The 26,020-nt window shown below is 44.2% G+C and carries 23 protein-coding genes, 1 tRNA gene and 1 pseudogene; 15 read left to right on the forward strand and 10 right to left on the reverse strand.

From position 1 onward, the window contains the following. Positions 1 to 84 precede the first annotated feature (84 nt). The gene (locus NG798_RS28265; protein ID WP_375338998.1) at positions 85 to 336 is read right to left on the reverse strand and encodes a helix-turn-helix transcriptional regulator; all 252 of its coding nucleotides are present in this window, start codon (positions 334 to 336) and stop codon (positions 85 to 87) included. Positions 337 to 877: 541 nt separating this feature from the next. On the opposite strand from NG798_RS28265, the gene NG798_RS23730 reads away from it, so the two are divergent. The 8 genes from NG798_RS23730 to NG798_RS23765 all read left to right on the forward strand — a co-directional run bounded on the left by NG798_RS23730 (position 878) and on the right by NG798_RS23765 (position 8,413). After that, positions 878 to 1,582, forward strand: a complete 705-nt coding sequence (locus NG798_RS23730) for a hypothetical protein (protein ID WP_261226193.1) — start codon at positions 878 to 880, stop codon at positions 1,580 to 1,582. 199 nt (positions 1,583 to 1,781) lie between these two features. After that, positions 1,782 to 2,174, forward strand: coding sequence for a hypothetical protein (locus NG798_RS23735; protein ID WP_261226194.1), 393 nt, complete (start codon positions 1,782 to 1,784; stop codon positions 2,172 to 2,174). Next, positions 2,171 to 2,566, forward strand: a complete 396-nt coding sequence (locus NG798_RS23740) for a hypothetical protein (protein WP_261226195.1) — start codon at positions 2,171 to 2,173, stop codon at positions 2,564 to 2,566. The genes NG798_RS23735 and NG798_RS23740 overlap by 4 nt, the downstream gene beginning before the upstream one ends. Continuing rightward, positions 2,563 to 3,501: a ribbon-helix-helix protein, CopG family gene (locus tag NG798_RS23745; RefSeq protein WP_261226196.1), complete on the forward strand. Its 939-nt coding sequence runs from the start codon at positions 2,563 to 2,565 to the stop codon at positions 3,499 to 3,501. The genes NG798_RS23740 and NG798_RS23745 overlap by 4 nt, the downstream gene beginning before the upstream one ends. 13 nt (positions 3,502 to 3,514) lie before the next feature. Further along, a complete protein-coding gene (locus NG798_RS23750; RefSeq protein ID WP_261226197.1) occupies positions 3,515 to 3,967 on the forward strand; it encodes a hypothetical protein in 453 nt (150 codons plus the stop codon). Positions 3,968 to 4,272: 305 nt separating this feature from the next. Further along, positions 4,273 to 5,550 carry a transposase gene (locus tag NG798_RS23755; protein ID WP_261226198.1) on the forward strand — a complete coding sequence of 426 codons (1,278 nt, stop codon included), beginning with the start codon at positions 4,273 to 4,275 and terminating at the stop codon, positions 5,548 to 5,550. A 104-nt stretch (positions 5,551 to 5,654) separates the two neighbouring features. Beyond that, positions 5,655 to 6,395: a sulfite exporter TauE/SafE family protein gene (locus NG798_RS23760; RefSeq protein ID WP_261226199.1), complete on the forward strand. Its 741-nt coding sequence runs from the start codon at positions 5,655 to 5,657 to the stop codon at positions 6,393 to 6,395. 392 nt (positions 6,396 to 6,787) lie between these two features. Further along, complete coding sequence (locus NG798_RS23765; protein WP_261226200.1) at positions 6,788 to 8,413, forward strand: hypothetical protein; 1,626 nt, start codon at positions 6,788 to 6,790, stop codon at positions 8,411 to 8,413. Here the strand turns inward: NG798_RS23765 and NG798_RS23770 are convergent. Continuing rightward, a complete protein-coding gene (locus tag NG798_RS23770) occupies positions 8,400 to 9,356 on the reverse strand; it encodes a flippase-like domain-containing protein (protein WP_261226201.1) in 957 nt (318 codons plus the stop codon). The two genes, NG798_RS23765 and NG798_RS23770, sit on opposite strands and share 14 nt — an antisense overlap. A gap of 142 nt (positions 9,357 to 9,498) precedes the next feature. On the opposite strand from NG798_RS23770, the gene NG798_RS23775 reads away from it, so the two are divergent. The 4 genes from NG798_RS23775 to NG798_RS23790 all read left to right on the forward strand — a co-directional run bounded on the left by NG798_RS23775 (position 9,499) and on the right by NG798_RS23790 (position 12,586). Then, positions 9,499 to 9,735, forward strand: coding sequence for a hypothetical protein (locus NG798_RS23775; RefSeq protein ID WP_261226202.1), 237 nt, complete (start codon positions 9,499 to 9,501; stop codon positions 9,733 to 9,735). Beyond that, on the forward strand, positions 9,726 to 9,953 hold the full coding sequence (locus NG798_RS23780; protein WP_261226203.1) for a hypothetical protein: 228 nt from the start codon (positions 9,726 to 9,728) through the stop codon (positions 9,951 to 9,953). Before NG798_RS23775 ends, NG798_RS23780 begins: the two co-directional genes overlap by 10 nt. 770 nt (positions 9,954 to 10,723) lie before the next feature. Continuing rightward, positions 10,724 to 11,338: a DUF6658 family protein gene (locus NG798_RS23785; protein WP_261226204.1), complete on the forward strand. Its 615-nt coding sequence runs from the start codon at positions 10,724 to 10,726 to the stop codon at positions 11,336 to 11,338. A 498-nt stretch (positions 11,339 to 11,836) separates the two neighbouring features. Continuing rightward, positions 11,837 to 12,586 (forward strand): apolipoprotein A1/A4/E family protein, encoded by a 750-nt coding sequence (locus tag NG798_RS23790; protein ID WP_261226205.1) that lies wholly within the window; start codon positions 11,837 to 11,839, stop codon positions 12,584 to 12,586. Positions 12,587 to 12,681: 95 nt separating this feature from the next. Here the strand turns inward: NG798_RS23790 and larC are convergent, their stop codons facing one another. Both larC and NG798_RS23800 read right to left on the reverse strand, forming a co-directional pair. Next, complete coding sequence (gene larC, locus NG798_RS23795; RefSeq protein WP_261226206.1) at positions 12,682 to 14,001, reverse strand: nickel pincer cofactor biosynthesis protein LarC; 1,320 nt, start codon at positions 13,999 to 14,001, stop codon at positions 12,682 to 12,684. Between the two features lie 614 nt (positions 14,002 to 14,615). Next, positions 14,616 to 15,794, reverse strand: a complete 1,179-nt coding sequence (locus tag NG798_RS23800; RefSeq protein WP_261226207.1) for a glycine zipper domain-containing protein — start codon at positions 15,792 to 15,794, stop codon at positions 14,616 to 14,618. Between the two features lie 1,450 nt (positions 15,795 to 17,244). Here NG798_RS23800 and NG798_RS28270 point away from each other — a divergent pair. Further along, a complete protein-coding gene (locus NG798_RS28270; protein WP_375338999.1) occupies positions 17,245 to 17,388 on the forward strand; it encodes a transposase family protein in 144 nt (47 codons plus the stop codon). A gap of 103 nt (positions 17,389 to 17,491) precedes the next feature. Then, positions 17,492 to 18,037: pseudogene (locus NG798_RS23810) on the forward strand (transposase family protein). Positions 18,038 to 18,219: 182 nt separating this feature from the next. Here NG798_RS23810 and NG798_RS23815 read toward each other — a convergent pair. From NG798_RS23815 to gshA, 6 genes are all read right to left on the reverse strand, one after another. Then, the gene (locus tag NG798_RS23815; protein ID WP_261226209.1) at positions 18,220 to 18,885 is read right to left on the reverse strand and encodes a hypothetical protein; all 666 of its coding nucleotides are present in this window, start codon (positions 18,883 to 18,885) and stop codon (positions 18,220 to 18,222) included. 159 nt (positions 18,886 to 19,044) lie between these two features. Then, positions 19,045 to 19,314 carry a hypothetical protein gene (locus tag NG798_RS23820; RefSeq protein ID WP_261226210.1) on the reverse strand — a complete coding sequence of 90 codons (270 nt, stop codon included), beginning with the start codon at positions 19,312 to 19,314 and terminating at the stop codon, positions 19,045 to 19,047. Between the two features lie 176 nt (positions 19,315 to 19,490). Next, positions 19,491 to 19,562, reverse strand: a tRNA-Met gene (locus NG798_RS23825). A gap of 438 nt (positions 19,563 to 20,000) precedes the next feature. Beyond that, a complete protein-coding gene (locus tag NG798_RS23830) occupies positions 20,001 to 22,517 on the reverse strand; it encodes a peptidoglycan DD-metalloendopeptidase family protein (protein ID WP_261226211.1) in 2,517 nt (838 codons plus the stop codon). A gap of 775 nt (positions 22,518 to 23,292) precedes the next feature. After that, on the reverse strand, positions 23,293 to 23,757 hold the full coding sequence (gene trmL, locus NG798_RS23835) for a tRNA (uridine(34)/cytosine(34)/5-carboxymethylaminomethyluridine(34)-2'-O)-methyltransferase TrmL (protein ID WP_261226212.1): 465 nt from the start codon (positions 23,755 to 23,757) through the stop codon (positions 23,293 to 23,295). A gap of 163 nt (positions 23,758 to 23,920) precedes the next feature. Beyond that, on the reverse strand, positions 23,921 to 25,060 hold the full coding sequence (gene gshA, locus NG798_RS23840; RefSeq protein ID WP_261226213.1) for a glutamate--cysteine ligase: 1,140 nt from the start codon (positions 25,058 to 25,060) through the stop codon (positions 23,921 to 23,923). Between the two features lie 244 nt (positions 25,061 to 25,304). On the opposite strand from gshA, the gene NG798_RS23845 reads away from it, so the two are divergent. Beyond that, a complete protein-coding gene (locus NG798_RS23845; protein ID WP_261226214.1) occupies positions 25,305 to 25,865 on the forward strand; it encodes a hypothetical protein in 561 nt (186 codons plus the stop codon). Positions 25,866 to 26,020: the final 155 nt, after the last annotated feature.

Raw genomic sequence — 26,020 nt, forward strand, 5'->3', positions numbered from 1 at the left:
TGCAAGATGCCGGCGAGAGTGTAGTTATTGGTTGCTGCATTACGGCCCTATCCCGCAACCGAAAAATAGGGCCGGTGTCGGTTGTTAGTTTTTGCGAGTTGGCGGGCCCAGTCGGGAAGGAAGCTCTCTAATGCTCTCCCAGTCCAAAGCTGAGCAAAGCTTTATAAATTGCTCCCACTCTAGCCGCTCCGTTGAATACCTCCCCTGCTCAATATTGCTGATTGTCTGAATAGATATCCCGCAGCGCTCCGAAAGCTGTCTTTGAGTTATTCCAAGTTCTTCCCTTCGTTGAGCAAGCACTGATTTGTTTTCTTCTGGTTCGATGGTCTTCTTCATATTAACAGATTAGATAAGCAGTTTATATAAAGCCCTTGACAATATCGCAACGACTAATATAAACTGTTTATAGTTGGTAGATACAACAAAGGGCAGCCGCCGCGCTGCTGCAATCAGGGTGCAGAGTTTAGCGACCGCCCCTCCTTATTATCTGCGTGTATCTACTGGTGTGATTACTTTTCACCGGCAACCGCCCCTACCTCCCCCGCCAACCTGCGGGCTCCCTCTACTAAATCTGGTATGTGGGCCGGTGACACCCCCACAACTGGGGTACTCAATAGCGAGGATTGAGTTTTTACCGCCTGACTTGTCTGTGACTTGTCTCTGACTTGTCTGTGACTTCCACCGGCACCGCCTTATTTTAAGGATTGCCGTTTTCGTGAAATAAGACCCATCAACTTAGGAGGTTAATGCTTATGGCTTAAAACTCGTTGCCCGTACAAATCCGATTGACTTTTAACAATGTTTCCACCGGCACCGCACACCCTCGTGCATCTGCTTTTGTGCCGGGTTCCTTCTCAATAAACCACTAGAGGATGCCATGCCAAGACGTAAACAAACAACCGAAACAGCGCCCACACTGTTTAACACCACCGCCTACCAAACCAGACAATTTAGTAGTTATGACTGGGAAGACTGCGAACCGGGTGACGAGCCTGTGGTCTATGTGGCGCCGGTGAAAAAACCAGAGCCGGTAGAAGAAAACCCCCGTGCTGAAAAAGCCGAAAAATGCCGGCAAGAGTTCATCAATTACCTAAAGCACCAAAAGCTACCAATTAAGGAAATTTACAACATCACCCTCACAAAGAACGGGGTGCCGGTGATTTCATACCTCACCCTTACTGGAAAAAAAGCATCAACATTCCTACCCAAGAAAATCTTAAGTGATGCAATTTTTGGGATGTGCAACGCTTTGACTTTTGTTACCACCAACGACTTAAGCGAGCCAATTGTAAGCAATATTCGGGAAGTCTCTGGAGATAAAACAAAAGGGTTTTGTTGGACAGCCGGTGATGCCAAAGAATACAAAGACGCAATATATGGTTCATTTACTGACTTATGCACAAAATCAAACTTGATTGATTTCTTCAATAGTTGTTGGCTCAATTTAGATGCCGTTCTTTATCTCCGACAATCATTGATACCACCGGCACCAAAACCACCGGCACCAGCACCGGCACCAAAACCAGCTGCAACATCAAAACGCTCGAAACACTATGAACAACTCACTCTTTTTGCAATGTAACAGCCATGCAAATCAAAACAATCACAGTCAAACAAACAATCCAGCTTAAACAATTCTGTCCCCTTACTCTTGAAATGACCGCAGAAATAGACGAGAGAGACAACCCCATACTTTGCGCTCTTGACTTGAGAAAAACAGTAGACAAGCTGGTAAATACGAAACTTGCGGAACCTTCAAATACAGAGGAGAACCCTTTCTAATGAATGACAACGAAAAAATCATCAAGTGCAAGGAAATAATAAAAAAAATACTTGCACAAACCCCTGACAATCAGATTCCCGTTTTTTCTATACCATCCGACTTGGTAAGCTGCTTTAGTATAGCCGCTCAAGAAATGATGGAAGAGTTCAAAACTCGTCAAGCAATACCGCTAATCATTGTTGAGGACGATTCGGCAAGGGGTGCTACTCAACTGTTTTTCACCTTAACTTTGTTAGCCGAAACAGTGGGAAAAATGACCCGTTCCGAACCTAAAAAGATTATCAAAAGGTTTGCTAAATCCGCTGAGGAAATGCTTTCTAGCATGACAACCTCAGAGGTTATTGACTATTGCGAAAAGTATGATTTACCGATTGGGAGGGACTTACAGTGAATGACGCGGAAAAAATAAATTATTGTAAGGGAATCATCAGAGAAACCCTTGCAACACAACGAGACAATAAAGCACCGGCTTTTGTTACAGAACCGGCATTATTGGAATCTTTCCTTACTGCGGTAGAGGAAATGTCCGATGAGATTCTCTCTCAAAAGTGCATTCCCTTGGTATTTCTTGATAACAACAGGACACCAACAACTGAACTTATAAACGGCGCAACAACAGCCTACTTAGTGGCGACACTTTTAACCGAAATATTGGCAAAAGTTTCTCACAAAGACCCTAAAGAAATCCTCTCGCAATGTGTTAAAAGCGCTGAAATAATGCGTAACACGATGTCGAAAGAGCAATTGATGGAACACCTTAGAAAATACGAGTTAATGACATGAAAACAGATTGCATTGATGATTTTTTATATAACTTTTCTCGTCATCAGCGAGAGGATGCTTCTCTTTTTGATGAAGTAGAGGATTTGGTTGCAGATTTGTACCAGGTTTGTACCGATACTAATCGTGATTACTGGCAATCTTTTGCTGGTTTTATGTTGAACTGCATACGAGATGAAAGCCCACATTTAGAAACATTCGAGTATTATGACTCCGAAATCAAAGACGGGCTTATGGCTCACGTTAAAGTAGGCGTGCTATTGTCACGCGTGGCCCGCAAATGTCTCTATAAACTAGCCGGCATTAAAAGCTTCAAAGAGTATTGCACCAAACACCTAAACAAAACCTCAACCTATTGCGTGAGGTTGATTAAAGCAGCGAAAACCACGTTAGAACTTATCATGGCCGGCTTTGACCGGCTCCCCACCAACGAGGCACAATGCCGGCCCCTAACCAACCTCACAGAAAATGAACTCACGACCAAATGGCAAGAGGTTCTTGACCGTGCCGACAAATCAAACAATCGCAACACTAAAGGTGTGATCACAGCCACCATGATTAATGAGGTAGTTAACGGTGAACCAGAGCCGGTTGACAAAAAATCTGTCAAAATCTCAGCCCGTAGTGTTGAACGTTTGGAGCAATTAGCCAAAAAACTCGGTAAGCCGGTGAGCGAGTTAATTGAAGAGGCAATCAGCAATTTGGAGTTTCGTTATGAATCTGAGGATAATCCCGATGAGGAAATGGTGGATTGTCCCCAGTGTGGCGGAACTGGTGAAGGAGAGGATGACGACTGCCAGCTTTGTGAGGGTGAGGGTTTAGTCAGCAAAAAGGATGCCAATTGGTACGCGGACTTTGTTAACCTCCAAAACGAGCAACCCCACACAGTAACCGAGCAGTTTAATAAAACTACCGGCCCGATAATTCCCGCAACTTAACAGGGAAAAAACAATGGTATCTGAAGAACAGGAAATGGTTTTTGACATCATAATCACCCTCAAACTACAACTATTAAAAGAGGCCAAAAAACTAGGGGAAAAATATCTGCCAGTATTTCACTGTCCGCAAGAACACGCAGAGGCTTTTTGTGAGTATTTGCTACTGCCAAAAAACCGGAATATTTTCCGAGAAAACAAGATTTTTCCAATTATCCAAACCGTTGAGTCTCAACACGAGAAACAGGAGTCAATTAAGGATGCTTTTTTGATTGCTTTATTACTAACATCCCTGATTATTAAAGAAAATCCTCACCTCTCCCCCGCCTTCTTAAAATCGTTACTTTTGGAAGCTAACGAGATGTCAAACCGATACACAGGTAAAGAACTGGCGTCTTTTATCGAAAGATACATAGGGTTTCTTGCCGAAGATTTGGAGGGTAAAATAAATCGGGCTGATTTTAATTAAGTTTCACGAAAACAATAGCTATTAATTAACCCGCCTGATGAGCCGGCCTTGGATTCGGGCCGGTGAAACAGTACCCTCAAACTGTCGCGGGATGAGTCCAAATCATTCTGCAAAAATTCAAGAAAAGAACCGGCACTTAACCACAAAGCAAGCTGTAAAGGCGTTCTTTTTCTTTGTAGGCTAGTTCTTTTCAAGAGTTTTCAAAAAACACAAAAACGGCACTTAAGACTAAATCAGGCTCACCGGCCTTTGGGTGATTTGTAGGCTGTTTTTGTTTCAACTGTTCACCTTAACACCCGCCAAACATGACTAAGATTTTTATCGGCCTTGACGTTTGCAAGGCTTCGGTTGTTGCGTGTAAACTTCACAGCGATAACCTCAAAACTGAACCTCGACAATTATTTTATGAGTTAGAATTTCCTGAGTTTAAAGCCAATCCAGAAGGATTAAGCGGGCTTTTAGATTTCATCGGAGATGGGGATATAGTCGTTAGTTTAGAGCCAACTGGCATGAATTATGCCCGCGTTTGGATTGAGCAGTTAGGAAAGCGCTATGAAGTCAGAATGATTAATCATAAAGACTTGAAATCTCATCGTAAAATGCTTCGCTTTGAAGATAAAAACGATGATACAGACGCTTTCTGCTTGGCTCATTATTGCAGTTTCTACGACAACCATAAATACAGGTTTGTCGGGTTTCGTGATGGAATTATCGCCGTTCTAAAGGGCATGATAAACCGGCTCGAACATTTGAACCGAGTACAATCGCCAATTGTTAACCGGCTACGTCAAGATTTAGCATGGCAATTTCCAGAAGTTGCCTTAAAACAAGTGCGACGTTCTGACAGTAAAAAGGAAAATGCAGATTTAAGCCCGCCGCTTTGGGCTTGGATTGCAGAGGAAAAAATAGTACCGCGATACGACCGGCTTTACGAAAAAACTATTGGTGCCGGTTTAACCGAATCATCCCGACGGGACGCGTCGCGCCTCTGTGACCTAGAGCGAGAGATGGCTGCAATCGAAAAAGAGATGGCTTACATCTACAGAACAGACCCGCGCTTTAAACCTTACTCAAAGGTGCTCGACAGTTTCGCGTTCCCCAAAAAGACTCAGCCTATTATTTTGTCGGTTGCCTTCCCAATTGAAAATTTTTTGAAAGATGGTAAGCCCGAAGTTGTCGAGCGTAAAGGCCGGCGCTCTGGGAAGAAAACTAAAAAGCACCTCTCACTGAGGAGATTTCAAAAAGCGATGGGAGAATCACCCAGTGAGAAAGCTTCTGGAGATAAAGAAGAACGTAGCATCATTCATGGTAGCAGCCTTTGCCGAAAGGCTTTTTGGCAGTGGATTTATGTAAGAGTTGAGCCGGTTAGAAGTCGCCCACAGGGTAGCCGGTTGATTAGGACAACAGATTTAGACGGCAATCCTGTCATCAAGCCAATCTGCCAACATTTAGGGGAAATTTACGACTTTAAAAAATCAAACGGCCTGCCAATTGGATTGATTCGTTCAAATCTTGCGAGTATTGCGTGCCGGCATTTATTCAGAGCGCTGGTTTCGGAAGTCTGCGGGATACAGGAAGGGTAAAAAGTTAACGGGCTAATCACGGCCCGTCTTTTAAGATCGGGATAAAGTGACTAGACTAAACAATATAATAAGGCTTATATTTTAAACTTTTGTGCACCTGCCAGATGAGCATCTTTTTTTTGGGGTTGGTTAGCTTTGTGGCTTGGTCAATCAGTGCCGTCGCCGGCGGTGGCAGCCCGATTGTTTTAATTCCGCTGACGAGTTTTCTGTTGGGGACGCAATCGGTAGCGCCAACCATTACCATCGGAATGCTCATCGGCAACTGTCAAAGGATTTTAATGTTTTGGAAATATATCAACTGGCCGGTCAGTCTGTGGTATTTTCCTGGGGCATTGGTAGGAGCAGTTTTAGGTGCGTATAGTTTGAGTATTCTCGATCTCAAATGGCTGCAACTGGTGATCGGAATTTTTTTAATTGTTACAGTTTTTAGCTTTTGGGTGAGTAAAAAAGAACGGACTTTTGAAGTGAAGGCGTGGCAATTTTTACCCGTAGGCTTTTTGTATGCCTTTATTTCCGGGTTGATTGGCAGCAGCGGACCGGTGATGAACCCGCTTTATCTCAACTATGGTTTGCTCAAAGAAGAAATGATTGCCACAAAATCAACTCATGTTGTCGTTGTTCACATCGCCAAACTTATCGCCTACGGTACTTTAGGTGTTTTATCCCCAGATGCTTTAGGCTACGGTTTGGTGATTGGTTTAGCGGCTTTTCCGGCCAATTTGTTAGGTAAATTTGTCCTTCATAAAATTAGTGAACACCAGTTTCGGCAAACTGTCTTGGCGATGATGGCCCTTGCTGGCGTTTTAATGGTGTGGTCGCAGCGAGAATTATTAACTTTTTGGTAAAACCGAAAAACAAAGGTCGGGTGATCTCCATCACCTTATCCGTCACAAATAATCACTCACCGGCTTGTCTGCCATCACGAAAGATGGTCACAATCAGGTTTATGATCTAATTACCGAGTTTATGCCTATTTCTCAGGGTTTGGCATGGCCGGTCTGAGAAGTTAGCAGTGTGCATCTGTCGTCCCATCAAAAAAATCAATACACTTTTCGTTAAAGTGTATTAAAAATTGTTGCCCCCCGTTGGGAGGGGTAAACTCAATCGGCTTCTCAACTTTCAATCACGCTTGAGGATTTGTGTTTTACCAGACTTGTGCTGCGACCGGCAAGCCAAGATGAACTATATTCAATAATTTTGCCGGTTCACACAAAGCATTTGCAGGGGGAATCTATCCATGCCAAGACCTCTGGAATATACGACTCTCCAGATAAATACAGCCGTACAAATTGAAGAGCGCAGAAAAACCATATCTAAAGCCCAAGAAAAAATCTTTCGCTTTTGGCTGGATATTGTCCATAAAGACGATCCAGAAGATGTTTTGTTGGAATTTAATAAATTATTTTTTCACCACGTCACCACCCGCAACCCTGAGATTATTCAGGCTTTGTATGAAATTATTATTGCTGAGAACGAAGAAGAATTTTTTAATACTTTAAAGCGGTCTTGCTATATTTTAGTCAATAACTGGGCTGGGGAAAGAAAACAGCAAGCCATTCAAAAATTAGTGCAAGAAGTCTTGGTTGATCCTGCCGGTGAAACTTACACATCCTCCATGACTTTAAACCGGCTTAGAGAATGGATGCTGAACTTTTCTAAAAGTCAAGATTATGAAGAATTAAAACTTTTTATTGCTCGTTATGAAACCACCAACGAAGAAACGCACTGGAGTGAACGCTATACTTCTTATTTATTAGTTCAACAATACACGAATTTAAAAAACTCTCCCGAACACCGCGAAGCCGCAAAAATTCGCGCCCAGCAAATTAAAGAAAGGTTTAAATTTGATTTGGCAATGTACACAGCTAGGTGTAACGGGCGGGCTTATAGTAAACCTCTTAACTTAGCTTCTTCAGAAGAAACAGACACTCCCAAAAATCCCTCCAGTTTAGGGGATGAAGTTTTGCAGCTTATTAAACTGATTGTCGCCAAAAGAGGACAGTTTAGTTATAGCAGCTTGGCTAATATTTTTATCCAGCAAACACAAGACTTGAGATATGAAGATTTTAAGCAAAGCTTACAGAAATATTTAATTTATTCAGTCGATACAAAAGAGTGTGTTGAAGCGCTGAAAATTAAATTATCGAAAAAATTGAAGCCTCTCTATCAAGATTATAACGACCAACCTCTTACAGACGCTTTAATACTGAGAACTTGTAAGCGTGTGGTGGAGTTTTTAACAACAGAAAGGCAAAATAGTCCTTCATCGTTGTTTGTCTTGCTGCTGTCGCAAGGACACCCCTTAACTTTAGTAATTATTTTACTAAAACTAACGATGATTTGTAAGGCAGTGCGGCCTCATTTAGAAGCTAGTCTGGCGGCGTTGATTCAGTATTATATGGATTATCCAGAATCAGAGTGTCAGTGGGTGATCAATTTTCTGGAAATCTTAAAAATCACCTTTGTCATTTATGATGATAACGTCCGCTATAATTTATTAAAAACCGAAGATAACAAGCCGTTAGACTTAGATAGTTATCGGATTTTTTCACAACAAACAAGCCGAGTAAAAGAAGAAAAATCAACAGACGATTACAGCGAAGATATCGCCATCGCTGAAGATTCGTATGTCCCCGACTCTCAACCGACATCAGGATTATTGTACACCGGCATAACTGCTGAGGATACAACAGTGGGAGAACTCGGCACCACCGACAGCCAGGAATTAACCCCTGAAGAACTAGAAATGATGGACAGAATAGAGGCTGAATCAGAAATTGCCAATCCCTTTGGAGATATTGATTTTCAGCTATCCAATTTTGATAATTTTAAAGCCCAGCCTAACAAAATTAAAGCAAAATAATTGCCAATGCCCAGCCCAAACTTTCAGCTAAAACACTAATCAGCCGGTAAAAAGCCACCGCGCTTAAAATTGTCCCGCTGCCCAAAATCCCACTTAATAATACCACCGCCGTAGCCTCAAAAATTCCAATGCCTCCCGGCGCCCCCGGCACCACTAAACCCAACAACCAAGCCAAACTAAAACCCGCCAAAAGCACCGGCACTTTAGCAATATCCAAACCCGGAAAAATTGCCCAAACCGCCAAAACAAAACCCAACCCCCGCAACAACACAAAACCCCCTTCTCCCAACAACAACCCCAGCGGATAATGCTTTACCTCAAAAACCCCCACATCTCCGTTATTTGTTCCTAAAGCCTTTTTCTTTAACCGCCCTAAAAACTTGATTAAATTATTTAAAAAAATCGGGTGAAGGGCGGCCAAAATTCCCCCAGCCACCAAACCCAAAAAAACTTTCCCCAAACCCCAAAAAGACAGCAGAGAAACCTCTCCCAAAATTAAGCCGGTAAAGCCAACTAAAAAAGCCGCCGCCGCCATCAAAACCGGCTCAATTAATACACTCAAAACCGCCACACCCCCCGAAACTCCCGCCTCCCGTACCGCCACAATTCGCCCATAAAAATGCCAAATATTCCCCGGCAAATACTTAGCAATATTTGTTTTTAAATAAACACTCATTCCCCAACCCACCGGCACCGGCTGCTGAAAAGAATGCAAAATTCTTACCCAAACCCAAGCAGACCATAAATGCGCGATAACCGTCACCGCCAACCCCACCACCAAGCCTACCCACCCCATCTCAGTAATACGAACTTGGGCTACTTCTTGCCAATTATCCTTAACCGCCTTTGCCAAAAAAAATAACGTCACCCCTAAAATAACCCACCGCAAATAAGGCTTTATTCGGGAAAAGGGCCATTGAATTGTCGATAACAATTGACGCAAATTTACCTCTTTATGCTAAAAAATTAACAGGAGCTTTTTCTAACAAAGGGCTGATTTATCAAAATTATATCTGCGTAACAGAACTTATTGACAAACCAGTCCCTACAGAAATTAGAATATCAGGAAACCTACCTTTAGATAGATGTTAAATATCAGCACTTTATTTGACGAACAATTTTACCTCAACGCCAACCCAGACGTTATTAATGCTGTCGCCACCGGCATCTTTAGCACAGCCTTTGATCATTTTGTTACACGCGGACAATTTGAAGGACGCAACCCCAGCGCTTTTTTTGACACCAGTTTTTCCCGCCGAAAAAACCCCGATGTTGCGGCGGCGGTAAAAGACGAAATCACCGGCCTCTGTTATTGCCTTTAATTTCTCTCTACTCTCCCGATAATCTCGGTGTCAGGCCGGGGTCTAATTTAGGCTTTTTAACCGATACTGGCTATATTGGGGGCGACCGTTCCATAGACATTACCCGCAACTACACAGGCGCGTTTTTTGACCAATTTTTGAAAAATATTCCTTCGAGTTTACTGGCCGGCACAAACTCTGCCTATTTTGAAGTTAGCAGAGAAACTCGCAATGCCTGATCCGCCCTTATTTTTCCCCGAAAAGTAATAAGTAATGAGTTAGAGCCGATCCCTGACCTATAACTCATTACCACATTATTTTTATAATCCCCTTTTCCGCACGAACCAAAATATTTTTTTTGGTAACTCGCACTTGATAATGTTATATGTCTCTTGAGGCATCTCCTACATCTATCTTTAGATAGAGATGTGTTTCTAGGCTTGCTGACTCACATATAAATACTGTCCATTCCGGCTTCGTTTGTAGGGTTAACGGCTAGGAGACAGAGTATTGATGATTTTTCTTGTTTTGTGTAGCTGTCTGTCGGCCTGAACATCAAAAAACCAGCAGCCGGCCCTATACATGGGAAACTTTTATCTTGCTCCACTCAATTTTAGCAAAAGCATTTTGAGCAAAAATTTCAGCGAAGAGCAAACACTAAACTGCCAAAAAACTCAACAAGAAAGGCCAATACTTAACTTATAGCATTTTTCTTTTCACAGGGACGCAGAAAAACCCCGTTTCGTCAAAGTTAGCGGGTTTTTAAAATTTGATGATTGTACTCGATTAAACTGAAAACCGTTAGAAATCAGGCCCAAAATTATCTACACGGGTAGCCTAAGCAATGGCTTAATAAAAACCTCCTCGCCGCTTAGAAAAAAACTAATCATTCCAAAGTTATACCTGTCTTAACAGCAATAACATCACAAGATGAGACTTGAGTGAGAGGAAATCGGCGCCTTTTTATTTTTAAACTTAGCTGTTGTTACTCAAAAAATGGAAAAGACCTGTGAAACAAATCACCAATTTTGTTAAAAAACTTGGCCTCAGTAAACTGTTAAGCGTTGTGTTTGCCGGCCTGTTGTTGTTTACCACGACTGCTTGTAACCCCGGCACCGAGACAGGCGCACGTCCTCAAAATCCCCCCGTACAAGCCGGTGGCATGAATAACCCCCACAAAGGCGGTGGCGATGGTTACACCAATGAAAGAATGTCGAACGATATCCGCGTTAATACTCAAGGCAAATCAGCCAAAGAACGCGCACAACTGCCTTCTAATAACCTCATAGCTTCTAACCTGGGTTCGAGCAGTTCAGAGCAAATGTTGTATCCTGGTTCTGCACCCTCGGAAACCGATAAATATCCCCAAGATTTAGGCGGCGACCGCAGTCTGCTGGAAGTTCCGGGCCAAAGTCAAGCAACCGCCCAGCCGGTGTTTAATCGCAATGATGGCGATGCCCAACTTTTAGAAAGAGCCGGTGCTGTGTTTAAAGATGCCTCACAGTTTATCAAAGATGGCGTTGACAGCGAATCTTATAACCCCGCCAAACAACCGGCAGTTAATGACAACATGAACTTGAACAATACTGCCAGAGCCAAACAAGGAATGTCGCCGGCCAAATAATTGTTTTTTCGACAATCGAAACAAAGCCGTTTTATATAAAAACGGTAGGACAAACGCAAAAAAACCTCTTCTCTTAAAAATCGTGGAGATATCCCGCATCGATATTGACGTAGAAGAGGTTTTTGCTAGATAGTGCGTTTGTCCTTAACCGGGTTTTTAAGTCTCTAGGGTTTATCGTCTTTTGCCTATACAGTTGTTGAGCGAATTAAGACTTCATACTTCATCGTTTATCGTTGATGGTTCTGGGGTTTATAGCTGAAACAATCAAAAACAGCTAATTAATTTGGCATTGCACTTTTAAGGTTTTTTAGCCTCAGCCTTAAAGCACAACTTTTAAATTGCAAATAATGAGACTTTGGATAGAGGCAGTGGTCGCTTGTTCCTTTTTATTGTAATAGATGTGGGTTAAGTTTTTCCATCGAGAAATCTTTAGCTGACAAATATTTTATAACCGCCCTAAGCAAATTTTAAAGGCGGGAAGATACAAAACAACGGAGTATGACTATGAAACAAGTTTTTGCATTTGTACGAAGCCTGGTAACAAAAGTGGCCATCATCTTTGTGGCCGGTTTATTTTTCTTTGTAAACATCCCCGCCGCCAGCGCCGGTTTGTTTGACTTTGGCAAAACCTCAAACGAAATTCGCCCGGATGTGCCCGAACAAGTGATGGGCAACGAATATAAAGGCGGTATGAATGACTACGCAGACACCGATCCCAGACGCAATACCACCGCTGCTGGTGCCAAAGCCAAAGGCTTAGTCGATAGCGCCGAAAGCCATCTTCGCAACCGCACCGGCAACCCCGCCGAAGCCGTCAAGCGTGCTGCTAATGATGCACCTGATGCTGTTGGTAAACTCTCAGATAAAGCTGAGGAAGCTGGTTCTACTGTAAAGCGTAACGCTTCTAGCTTTGCAGACCGCGCTGCCAAAGGTGCTGATAATTTGAAAGAAAATGCTAAAGCCACTGCGGAAGGCAGCAAAGAAGTCGTCAAAGATGCAGCCGGTAACGCCAAATCTACTGTTGAGCGTGGTACAAAAAATGCCAAAGAAACCGCCAACGAATTAGGTGATAATGCTAAGTCTGCTGCTCGTCAAGTTGGCGATGGCGTGAAATCGAAAGTCAACAGCGATATCAATAACACAAAAAGCGCCATTGATGATGCTGCCAGTGGTGTGAAATCGAAAGTTAACAGCGATATCAACACCACCAAACGTAATTTGGACAAAGTTGGCAACTCTATCGACTAATTAACAAAGGTTGAGTTTAAAAAAAAATCTATCTCTGTTTTTTCAGGGATAGATTTTTGATTTTATAGTCTATCAGAAACCCGGTTTCTAAGTTTCTAGGAGTACCATTGTTCTAAAACTAGCCGGTGAACTTCTCGCCAAGGCAGATTATGCTTTTTAGCAATAGCAGCACAGTCCTCATATTCAGGTTGAGCTTTCAGGATGTGGTCGGGGGTTTTGGCTATTTTGACGCGCACCGGCCCATAGCGAGTATTTACCTCGACAATTTCCCGCGCTAAAATCACTCGTTCTTGAGAAAGCCGGCGAATTCCCAAAGTGGTTGTTTCCCGAAAAATCACCCCCTCACAAGCTACTTGTTTTTGTGGATGGCAAATTACGGTTAATAATATCCCTGGACGGGATTTTTTCATGCCTATGGGTTGCGTAAAAACATCCAACGCCCCGACTTCAAATAATTGCTCAAAAAGATAGCCAATTGCTTGCGGATTGAGGTCATCAATTTGCGTTTCTAGGACGGAAATTGTTTCAATTTCCGAAGAGTTATCGCTGGGTAAAATGGCGGCTTCTCCTACCCATAAACGTAAGATATTGGGGATGGGAAGATTGCGGGAACCGGCCCCTAAACCAATTTGCTGTAATGTCATGGCCGGTGAGGGGCCAAAAGATGCAGCTAAAGTGCAAACAATCGCCGCGCCGGTGGGGGTAACTAATTCTCGGTTAATGCCATTACTATAAACCGGCATCTTACCCATCTCAAACAATTTCAATACTGCGGGGGTAGGAACGGGCATTTGTCCGTGTGCTGCTCGGACTGTACCGCCGCCTGTGGGTAGGGGTGAGCAATACAGAGCATCTATTCCCAACCAATCTAAACCCAGACAAGTGCCGACAATATCGACAATGGCATCAGTTGCACCCACTTCGTGAAAGTGTACTTTTTCTGGGGGGATGCCGTGTACAGTTCCTTCTGCGGCGGCTAATTTGCGAAATACTGCCAAACTCCAAGCCTCAGCACGAGGGGGTAGTTTTGCGGAAATAATTATGTTTTCAATTTCTTTTAGGTGCCGAGTGTGGGGGTAGAGACCTTCCGGCGGAACGTCTGTACTGTGGGGATGATTGTGATCGGGGTGTTCGTGATGATGATGGTGGGAATGTTCATCAAAAGTCGGTGCTTCAACCGGCTCATCAATTTCTGCCACCCCTGCAAACTCAGCCTTTAAATCCACATAAACTTTTGTCGCTTCTTGGCCATTACGCAACACCTTTTCCGCACGCAGGTGATATTCATGGGAAATACCAAGACGGTTAAGCTGTTGAGTAAGATAATCTAGCGGCACACCGGCACCCACAAGAGCACCTAAACACATATCACCTGCAATGCCGGTGGGACAGTCTAAATAAGCAATTTTCGTCATAGTTCACCTAATCACGCTTCGCCGTTGGTAGTGCTCAACAAACATAGTTTAGATCAGGGTCTGCGTGGGGTCAAAAACTCCTCTACTTGTTGACAAAATAGGCGCAAAATTTAAAGGATATACCTTTATTAACAGTAACAAGCAATTTAGTTGAGGCAATTTCCCTAAATTTTCTCTTGAAGATTTTTAGATAACTGTAAACTTATCTGGAAAAATTATCAAACACTTTTGTTAATTAGGTTGGGTTTTGTTCACCGCCGGCAAGCATCAAGGAAGAGAAACCAAACTCAGAAATTTAAGCTTATAAAATAGAGCAACAGATTTAAAACCTGAAATCCAGACTTCATCTGAATTTTAAATTTTGAATTTTAAATTTTGAATTTTGAATTGGTATTAGGCTTTGCACACAAACGAAAAGTCAAAAAGCAAAAATCGCCCATTGAAAACCTGAGCGATTTTTGCCGTTATAAAATGCCTAAAATCCATCCCTTCAATTCGCCATCAGCTAAACTTTAACCCTCGCAAGCGAAAGGCAAAAATTCAACCAATACACTTTAATTTCTTCAACTTTCGTGACGAATCAAGGCTAACAAAATTCCCGATTAAGCAGTAGCTTAATATTCGCGGCGTTTCCGCAAGTCTTTTTCAATGATCGTCGGTTCAACTTTCGACTCAGGCATAGGCACAACCTCTATACTAGGCATCGAGTCTACCGCAGGAGTCGGAGGAGTCGGAGGAGTTGGAGGCATCGTCGTTTTAGACGTATTCAGTTCTCGCTTTACACTAGCGGAGGACGGTGGCACTGCCGGTGCAACAGGTCGGTTGCCTAATTTCCGATTTGCTGAATTTGCTATCGCATCTTTAGCATCATTAGCAGTGTCTTTGACAGTATCACTTACACCACGAACATCGGCTTCATTGATTTTATGCTGCACAGAATCAGTTACACCGCGAACATTAACTTCATCGATTTTATGCTGCACAGTATCAGTTACACCGCGAACATTGGCTTCATCGATTTTACTCTTAACCGACTCAGTTACACCACGAACATTGGCTTCATCGATTTTACTCTTAACCGACTCAGTTACACCACGAACATTGGCTTCATCGATTTTACTCTTAACCGACTCAGTTACACCACGAACATTGGCTTCATCGATTTTATTCTTAAGCGAATCCGTTACACCACGAACATTAGCTTCCTCGATTTTGTGCTGCACCGAGTCAGTTACACCACGAACATTAGCTTCCTCGATTTTATGCTGCACCGAGTCAGTTACACCGCGAACATTCGCTTCATCAATTTTATGCTTAACAGACTGACTGATGCCCTGAACATCCGCTTCATCAATCTTTTGCTTTGCAGAGCTTACTACAGATTTGAGGTCAGCTTGATCGACTTTTTCTTTGACCGTATCAACCACCCCTTCAACTTGGTGGCTAACTTCTTTAACGGCGTCTTTCATCGTATGGACGGCGTTATCAACTGTCTGGTCAATTCCTTGGGCGGCTTGATCGCCAATTGCTGCACCAGCAATCGCTCCACCAACCGCACCAATCGCCGCACCCAAGCGTCCGCCTACTAACTTACCAATTGCTGCACCCGCGATGCCGCCACCAGCCGCACCGATGGCTTCAGCGACTACATGATTATTATGTGGTTGACTTTGATCGGGAGAACTTTCTTTTTTCTGGATATTTCCCGTGTTGTCGATGATTTCAACAGTAATAGGGTGCAGATTGTCCTCTTGCTTTCCTATTGATTGTGAATTGTCGTTTATGCTAGTCATACTAAAATTTCCTTCCCTTACATAATGTTCTCTGACTTGTCTTAAGCTTATCAATTATTCAACAAGCTTACCTCCTCTCTTGGAAGAGATATTAAAGTTAGAAAATCTGCTGATAGTGGTAGATCGCGGTTGATCTATCTAATTTCATAAACACTGTAAGAGCTTACGGAAATTAGTAATAATTGTTGAGTCAATTAGACAAATGCTATAGCCTGTCTACTTTTCGCTGTTAAATTTTTTAAATATTTAAGATAATTTTAATTTAGTAGCCGTGTTTTCTGTTTTATAATTTAACAGTTTGCTCTGTACCACCGCTCGCTAAAGTTTCCCGATGGAGGTTAATAGCTAGACAAGTTATGCAGTCGCATTTGGCATCGGCAAAAAGCTAACCCTCTCCCCTCCTGAGACGGGGAGCTAAGGGGTTATGGGGGAATTTGCAGAAGGGGTAGAAGATTAGAAGGTTATAAGACGGAAAAGAGTAATGCTTCGAGTTATGCTTGCTGAGTGACTGGTGAGCGAGTAAAGTTTTTTTGCGGCGAAAGAGTCTAATTGCAAATTGTCATCAGTTTCTACCAATTTTCTATCAATTTTCTACCAAATCTGGCGGGTTTGGGTCTTGCCTATCTACCTATAAACCTTGAAAACAATGGAGAATAGGGAACTCGAATCCCTGGCCTCTGCGGTGCGATGGTAGAACGAAAATGCCGGAAATATCATTGAATAATAGCCCAAAAGTTTCTAATTTAATTTTATAGACATTTTTATCACCAAATGTCACTAAAAACCGCCTAAGAAGCCGCCAAACTTGTTGCTCTCCCACATCCACCCAAATCGCCTTGTTGCCAACGCTGAATCCTCTCCCTCACGGTTTTTTGGCTCCTCTCTAGCTACTCATCAATCCTGGACACATTCCCACCGTGAGCATTGAGTCGGAGTGCCATCACCGAAGGTCGGCCAAAGGCCATCGCACGCTGCTTGATCCTTACTGCTACACCCATTGGCGCTACTGAGTTCATCTGGTGCGATCTTCCTCACTGCTTAGGTTGACTCGTAACGGAGCAGGCATAGGTTCTAATAATCTTTATCTACTAGCCTTACTATCTTAACTTTTTTTTGGTTGAGCTACTTATCAGCGGCTCAGCACAGAAACTTCCTTTTAAAAATGAGTCTCCACCGTACAGACAAACTGCTGCCTTACGTCTCTACCTTGCAAACAAAACCTGAATATTTATTAGTCATCTCCGAAATAGTATCATTTTCTGATATAAAAAATATAATAACAGTTTTTTACCAAACTTATGAGTTGTATACTAGAGCATATAAACAAAAACCCTCAAGAAACACAACGATTAATTGGTGTCGGGTATCCTGAGCTACAATCCTTAATTCAAAATCCCGAAAGTTACATAAAAAAAAACAAATCAGCGCAGACTCAAATAAAATAATAATTATCTCGGCTGGAGGTGGCCGTCAACCCAAGTTATCTACAGAAGAACAAATAATTTTGACTTTAGTCTATTTAAGACAAATGACCACATTTCAACTTCTTGGTATCCAGTTAGTAGAGACGTTCGCAGCAGTTCGTCTGTACTGAAACCACAGCAAATGATACATTTAATTACTGGCTACCACAAAAGAGTATAATTACTACCATGTAGTTTACTTGAACAAGGAAATAAAAAGATTCCGACTATGAGATGGTTAAAGAAATCCTCACAGCTTATGAATTAATTGTTGATAGCTATGAACAAGTCAGGGAAAGACCTGGAACTCAGAGCGAACAGGGAAACTATTATTCGGGCAAGAAAAGTAATCATACATTTAAAACTCAAATTATTGTCTTACCAAACGGCAAAGATATTGTGGATGTTGTAACAGGTGAGCCTGGACCAAAAAGTGATATAACTTTATTTCGAGAAAACCGCGAAAGTTTGGCTCCCGAACAAAAGTTAAAAGGAGATTTAGCTTAGAAGGGGGAAGATTTAATTGGAACTCCAATTAAAAGACCAAGAAAGGGAAAGTTAACAAAAGAGCAGAAACAAGAGAATAAAAATTTTTCGGGCCACCGAATATGTGTTGAACACCAAATTCGTTTGCTCAAAATATTTCGAGTTGTTCAAGAAAGATTTAGGTTAATTCCTAAGAAGTATAAACTAGTCATTATGACGAGTTGTGGATTAGTGAGGCTACGAATTAAATCCCTTATTTTACCAGGAGTGAAAGCTTCTGTTGTCTCCTCATAAAAATCAGGCAAATTCCTCGATTTTTTTAGCTGAGTTAGCAAGAGCAATAAACTCAAACCCTTATTTTATGGTGTAGGCTAGGTAATCATCGGTGCCTTTACTTAAAGAATAAAAGCTAGTCAGAGAGCAGCTTTGAGAGTTTCCGGAGATGTCTAGTGGATCTGGCAGGCTTGGCACTTTTGTTAAGTTTTTGGCGCGAAGGGTCTGTCTGCTTTTTGCACCAAAGCTTCCATAGCTTTTTGATGGGTTTTTCTGTCTATCCACGCTTGATAAACCTTGCTGTGTACAGCCAAAGAATGCCCCATTTGCTGAGAACAGAGGGAAATATCTAGCCCAAACTCAAGAGAACGACGCGCCCAACAGTGTCTCAAGTCATAGAGCTTGAAAGGCAAACCTAGGCGACGGAAAAACTGCGATGACCTGTCGCCAAGAGCGCTGTTATTTTTGCCGGTAATAGCTGGTGGGGTGGCGTCAAGTAGCGACCATTCGCTTACCCATTCAGGGAATAAGGGCCACACCAAACGAGAACCTGTTTTCGTGTCGGCTCCTACCTCAATCACACCTGTTGATTCTATTGAAACAAGGTGAAAAGCCTCGTCGGGACGTAAGCCATAGGTAGCAAGCATCCCATAAAACCAAGCCCAAGATTTATTAGGGATGCGCTTATACCAAGCGCTGATAGTTGTGTCATCTGGTAACTCGCGGGGATTGACTTGATGAAGCGAGTAGCCGCCTCTTAAGCGAGACAAGTCAACTTCAACGGCGGCAAACTTAGCCAGAGCAGAAAGAGCCATACAAACGCGCCGCCGGCTACGAGATTCAGGCTCAGTGGTAAGAACCGCCGCCATAATAGCTTCTGCTGTTAAATAATCTGCTTGAATGCGTCGAAAACTTTGGAGATAATCGCCCTTCCATGTTGTGAGGGTTTGGGGTGTTCGCAGTCTGTGGGAAAAATAATGCTCCTCAAACCTTTCTATCAGTTCATTGATGGTGGTGGGACTCGTTGCCTATGGTTCTAACCACAGAAACTCACCCATATCTAGTTTTGCTCTGAGCCGGCGCGCTTCTTTTTCCGCCTCTGTAACTCCGTCAATAGTTGCTGAAATGTCTAGCGGTATCCGTTGTTGGTAATGTTCTTGTTTAGCTCTTCCTGGCTTTGGGGGGAGGGTGGCTCGGAGTGCAAGTTTTCCCCCTCTTTGTTCAATATAAATTTTTGTATTGCTTGCTTTAAGCCGTCCATTGGCTTGAGCAATGCGTTGAGCAAGAAGGCTTTTCATGCTGTTTTTGCGTTGGACTAAATTTGGACTAAAAACCTGCTTTGATTCTTAAAGCCTTTCGGGGAAAGAGTTTCTCACCGGCAGAGGCTTTGAAGATTTTGCTCACGAAAACAGGATAAGAGTGTACAGCATGAACAGGAATGGCTAAAAGTCGCCTCCTGATTACCTTTTAATGATGGCTCAGACTGGATTTGAACCAGTGACCGAGGGCTTATGAGTCCCTAGCTCTACCACTGAGCTACTGAGCCGTGCTTTTCAAACCTTAAATACTATAACACTCCTCACCGGCTTTGACAACCCCTTTTTTGATAAATCACTAAACTTTTTTTTCTAGCCGCCGGCTGCTTTAAATTCTCCCATCGCTGTAATCTTTATCAGTTCAGGCTTTCTGTTTGTTTCTTTTCCGGTTCAGAACATTTATAAATTTTTGTTACGGTTATGAAAACAAAAAGCTATTCTTCACAAGAAATTCACATTGTGTTGTTAGATTCTTTAAAAAGAAGCCCCAAGAACAAGTGGGGGCAAGCTTCAACCCAAGCCAAAAAAAAAACTGACCCTCAAAGGTATTTCTACCTCAAAGGGCCAACCTTTCCTAGCCTAGGACCGTGATGTTGGCTGCGAGATTTATTCTCTGTTGCGTTCACCCAAAATTAGCCTGGCAAACTTCAACGCGCAGCAAACCGGCCCTAGCGAGGTAAGAGGGCAATTGGGTCAATAGCGCCCCGGCCTCGGGGGTGAAGTTCAAAGTGCAGGTGAGGGCCGGTGCTGAAGCCGGTGCTACCCATTTCTGCAATTTGCTGACCTTGCTCTACTTGTTGGCCTTCGCGTACCAAAATGCGATCATTGTGAGCATAGAGAGTGATGCTGCCATCTGGGTGAGTGACCTCAACCAAATTGCCATAGCCGCCATCGTTCCACTGGGCATAAGTAATGACACCCGGAGCAGATGCAACAATGGGTGTACCGACCGGCGCGGCAATGTCAATACCGGCGTGCATACGACCCCAGCGCCAACCGTAACCAGAAGTCAGTGCGCCTTGGGCCGGCCAGATGTAGCCGGTAAAGATAGCCCCTCCTTTAGGAAGGTAAGTATCGGGTGCCGACAGGGGCGGTAACTCAGGGGATACCATCCGGGGTTGAATTTGATCGTAGGAACCGGCGCCAATGGGGGCTGTAGCTACCAGTGGCGGCTCAGCATTTCGGTTGCCGGTGGGTAGAGACGCATTGACCGGCTCCACTTCCAGATTGGCAGCCGTTGCCGTTTGACGAGTTTGGTAATTTTGGTTAGCCGTCCCTGCTGTTGGCTGATCCAAGTTGACTTGCAAAGCTCTGGTAGAGCGGTTGGGGTCAAACTCTGGGTTAACGTGCCGGTTCGGCAAATATTGATTAATCGCCCCAGGAGCAACCGTTTCGTTGCTGGCTGGGTTGTTCAACACCGAAGGATACACCGGCCCGATTGAGGCGGCGTTCCCAGGCAAGTTGCTCTGCTGAGATTGAGACGTTACTCCTTTGCTGGAGCGAGTTTTTGAGCGGATATTGTTGATTTCAGCCCGCAAGCGTTCCACATACGGGTTAACAACAGTCTCACTATCCGCAGAAAGTTGCTCTGTTTCGCTGACCAAAGGCAACGCTTGCTCTGTCGTCGCTGTTTGATCCGCAATCAAGTCAGAAGTGTTAGATATCTCCGAAGGCAGAGAAACCACTGGCAGAGTCGGTTCTGCCGATAGCGGTAGCGTGGCGTTAGCCATCGGCACTCCCAGAGAGGCGGTTTCTTCCTTAGCGCGGGCATCTGTCAGTTTAGCTTTGGGCCGTACTGTTACCGCTGGTTGCCAATATCCATTTTGATCCGCCCCTGGTAGTTTCAGCTTTTGATCAACTTTAATGGTGTTTGGATCGCTTAACTGGTTAATTTTGACCAACTCGGTTTGAGGAATTCCGTAGTTTTTGGAAATTCCATCAATTGTGTCACCAGGGCTAACGCGATAGGTTGGGGCTGATTGAGCCGCCTGCACCGGGTCGATGACAACCGCTTCTCTACCTTGGGGGATAATAGTAACGGTTTGGGATAAATCTGGCAGCGTTACTTTTTTTGCTTCCGGTCTTTGGTTGAGATCCGGTACTGCTGCTGTCGATTCTGTTGATACCTCTCCAACAACCTTTTCGCTCAGCACATTTCCTGTGCCCGTTGTTGCTGCCGGTTCGTTGAGCGGCCTTTGGCCAAAACCCGCCATCGGTGTCGGGGCTTGGGTTGGCCTTTGAGGTACTTGTTGACGGGCCGGCGTAAATGTCGGTGCATCGGGTCTACTCGATAGGGCCGGCCCTGTTGGGGTGAAATTGGACTGGCCTACAGCAGAGCGCTGCTCCTGATCACTTACTGGTAAAGTCAAATTTGGCAGTTCATTGGCTCCATTCAATAGCGGTGCCGGCTGTTCTGCTTTTAACGTACTTGAAAACTCCTCAGATCCCCACTCCGCCGCTGCATTGTTTAAGCGGTTCCTTTTGTGTTGCAACTCTTGGAGCGCAACGTTTTGAGTCGCTTTTAAAACTTCTTGCTTGGCGTTAAATAATTCGTTGACTTCGCCTGTGAGCTTTGTCTCTACTTGGTTGAGAGTCTCGCTAACTGATTTGGGCTGCAAGTCAACTGATAGCGTCCCCTCGTTTTTAGCCCTAGCTGCTTCTGAACCCGCCACAGGCTCAAACAAGCTGATCTGCGGCGCGATTGCTAACCCGTCGGCTTCTTGGGGGACAAACGAGGCACTGATATTGAAAGAAGGTGCCACATTTTGACTTGATCCTTGAGCAGTCGCCGCAGGTAAAAGCGTTTGCTCTTTGTGTGCAGGGTTCTCTGCTCCTGGCAGACTCAGCCTTATTGCTGCATCTTGTGACAGAGAAATTTTACTTTCACCGAACGATGCGGCTTTTGCTGCTTCTATGCCTCCTGAGACTGCTGCCGTTGCAGTCGGACTTGCTTTTATCGGCTCTGCTGCCCAGGCTCTATCCCCTTGACGGGGCAGGAACAGACTTGATGCACCCATTGAAATGGCTAATCCAATCATGGCTGCTTTGCTGCTCGCCACTCTTTTGCCTTCTGGGTCTACCTGTTTGGGTAGCCCTGGGTTACTTGCATTCAAGCTGACGAATGCAGCTATTTCTGCATCTTTGGGAGAAACAGGCTTAACCTCTTTGGGAAATGCTCGTTTCAAGAAACGACCTCCTTACAACCAGCGCTTAACTGTCCTTGGATGAACCATTTAGTATGGTTCTGTCTTGCGATATAAATCACTTTTTATCGTGATGTCAATCACAAACGGTTTTTATACTTACGCAACATTACCAAGATTTTTCAATTTAGACAAGTTACACCCTTGAAAACTTGCCTACCGGAGATTTCTCCGCTTTCCAACGCTATATTAGCTGTCTGGATCGCAATCTGTCTGCGGTTGTTGACCTTGGGCGAATGTTGCCGTTGGGTGTTGTTGCTATTGTGCCTGATTGGCTTACAAGATGTGTATTGACGCTTATTTTTCGGCGAATTACAAGCGTGATTTTACCTACTCTTGCGAGCGTTCAGCAGCGGGCAACGGTGCTGCGACTGAGGCTCAAAAAGTGGCTTTTTTGGCTTGGGAAAACACTTTCAGCTTTCTGTGACCAACTTTTTTGAGTAAAGAAATTGTATCGGTTTAATGCTGGGTTTTGCTGGCACGTTAGATATAAATTTCTTATCAAACATCTTAAGGCTGAAATTTGCCATAGCTCAATGAGTGTCAGGTGATACCGGCCTATCTCTGAGGCTTCAATCGTTGGCTGGTGAGTTTTCTTTATTGTCTATTTTGTCAACTCTCTACAGAGAAATATTAGGCTTTCACAGGAAGAATAAGCAAGGGATCAAGTGGCCGATGGGGGGCTTTATTAGTGGGGGTTATAAGTATTACTGTCAAGTAATCAAGTGTCTTAGGGGGGTTGATTAATCGCAATGGGTTATGTTTCTAAGTATCCTAGTTGTCTTTGGGCTTCAAATAATCCTATGGCGACGCTGACGGAAAGATTGAGGCTACGGACGCCTTTTTGTGCCATTGGGATATAAACTTTGCTGTCACAGGCTTTTAAGGTTTCTGGTGGTAGGCCGGCGGTTTCGCTGCCAAATAAGAGCCAGTCATCAGATTGATATTGAAATTTAATGTAATTTTCGGTGCCGGTGGTGCTAAATCCTACCCATCTACCTCCTTGTTTTTGATGATATTCTTGGAAGGCTTCTAGGGTTTCGTGATATTGCAGTTTAACGTAGGGCCAGTAATCTAATCCGGCTCGTTTGAGTTGGCGGTCGCTAATTTCAAATCCTAACGGCCCGACGAGGTGTAAGGGGGTGCCGGTGGCGGCGCAGGTGCGAGCAATATTGCCGGTGTTTGGGGGGATTTGGGGATGTACTAAAACGATTTGAGGCATTTTTTCAGAAATCTATCTCCAGAAAGATACAAATAGCATGAAAAGGTGATTAAGTTGGGGGGTTTGCGCTACTTTTGGTAGAGGGGAATGATTTAATTTTTTAATACTTCTGGTAGAAGCATGATTGATTAGTTATTCTGATGGGATTTTCAGCGGTGGAAATTTAGGCGACTAACATTTGGCAGAGTTTGTCTTCGAGTTCGGTTTCTTGTTCCGCTAGAGTTTGGATGCTATTAGCAATAATATCTTGACAGGTCTGTTGTGAGGAATACATTTTTAGCCATTGTTGGGCTGTGTTTCCTTCGCGGAGTATTTTCTTTATTGGGGATAAAAAGCAACTGAATCCGCGTTTTTTGGCGACCGGCCTGGTTTGTTCGTAGAGTTCTTCTATCCAGTCTTTTGCTGTGATTGTTCTGCCGTCTTGCCAGTGTTGCAGTTGAGCATCGAGGCTTTGGTGGGCGGCGCTGGTTTCGTTGTTGTCGGTGAGGTGAATTAGTTCTTCTGGGGTATATTGGCTGGTGTTGAGGGGGTCTAGGCTGGGGTTTTCGATGGTTTGCCAGATGCGGGCTTCTAGGAGGGCTGTGATGGCAAGGAGGGCGATGGGATCTGTGACGAGATCGCAGATGCGTAGTTCGAGTCGGTTGAGGTTGTAGGGCCGGTTGTCTCCGTTGGGGCGGACGGATGACCACAGGTGGCGGACGTTTTGCATGGTGCCGAGGTTTAGTTGTTCTTGTGTCCAGCGGATGAAGTGAGGGTGGTTTTCAAAGAGGGGGACGTGGGTGGGAGTTTTGGGGAACATTTGCCAGCGGGTTGAGTGGTGGCCGGTGGCTTGGTTGTCGAGAAAGGGTGAGGAGGCGCTGAGGGCTAGGTAAAGGGGGGCTTCGAGGCGGACGAGGCGGATGGCTCGCATGAGGGTTTCGGGGTCACTTATGCCGATGTTGATGTGGATGCTGGCGGTGACTACTTTGGTGCCGTAGGTTTGTTCGATGTAGGTGTGGTATGGGTTTTGAGGATCGGAACGGTGGAATTGTGTGCTGTCGCCGAGGCTGAGGGTGCTTCCGGGGATGAGGGTGTAGTCGCCTTGTTGTTTGAGGTAGTGGCGGAGTTGGGTTCTGGGGCGGACGAGGGCGCAGAGCAGTTTTTCGTAGCGGTAGAAGGGGGCTGTGGTGTATTCGACGTTGCGGTTGTCGGGCTCGATGACGAAGCCGTCGAGGTCTGCTACGATTTTGTCGGAGAGTCCGATGATTTGCCCTTGGGGGGTGCCGGTGTACATTTCGACTTCAAAGCCTTTGGAGAGGAGCATGGTTTTTTGGTGGTGGTTGGTGTTCTTATTTATTTAGTATCAGGGTTTGTTGATTTTTACATCGGTCGGGTTTTGGAAGTTTTTGGTGAGGCCGGTTGGGGTTGACATTTTGGTTGTTTTATGAGTTTTTTTGGGCAGGGTTTTGGGTGGGGTTTTTGTTGGGTTTTGTTGGTTGAAGGGATTTTAGGGTTTTTTTGTTGGGTTTTTATCTGAGATAATTTTGTTATTGTTGGTGGTCTGAAATGTGATGAAGTTTGTTAAGTCTTGGTGGCCGGTTTGGTTTCCTTATCCTACGGCGTGGTTAGAGGCTTTTATTGTTGGGTTAATGATGATGCCTTTGGGTGCTAGTCTGCAAAGCTCTGGCCGGTTGGGTGTTGGTGTGGCTACAATTTCTGCAAATTTGGGGCCGTTGTTTTTGCTGATTTTGTTGGGGTTTGTAACGCCTTTTATTGGGTTTGCTTATGTTCATTCTTTTTTGTGGGGAAACCGGCCTCCAAAGTGGCATAAGAATTTGCCGGCGCCCCGGAGTATTTTAGAGGCTTTTTATGCGTTGAGTGTGACGACGATTTCTAGTTTGGTTTGTTTGACGGTTTTATTGTTTTTGATTGATGTGCGGCGTAATTATTATACACAGTCTGAGATGGAGTTTTTGGCGGGGATTGGTAGTTTTGTTTGGCTGGTTTGTGGGGCTTATCTTTATCAGGTTAAGCGTTTGGTTTGGCTGGGTATTGAGGGTGAGAAAAGGGTGAAAAAATCGCTGGATAAAAAGGTTGATGATTCGCCTTTTAAGGATTTTAACTTTTAGGAGAGGGTGCCGGCACCTCTTCGCCACCGGTTGAAACCGGCGTCTACACGAATGAAAAAACCCCTCCGGGGTTGGGGTTTTTGGTTTGTGGGAGGGGTTTGGGTGAAAATCAATTTTTATAACCCCGAAGGGGTTTTATTCATGTAGACGCCGGT

It is taken from the genome of Ancylothrix sp. D3o (assembly GCF_025370775.1).
In the GTDB taxonomy this organism is placed as follows: Bacteria; Cyanobacteriota; Cyanobacteriia; order Cyanobacteriales; family Oscillatoriaceae; genus Ancylothrix.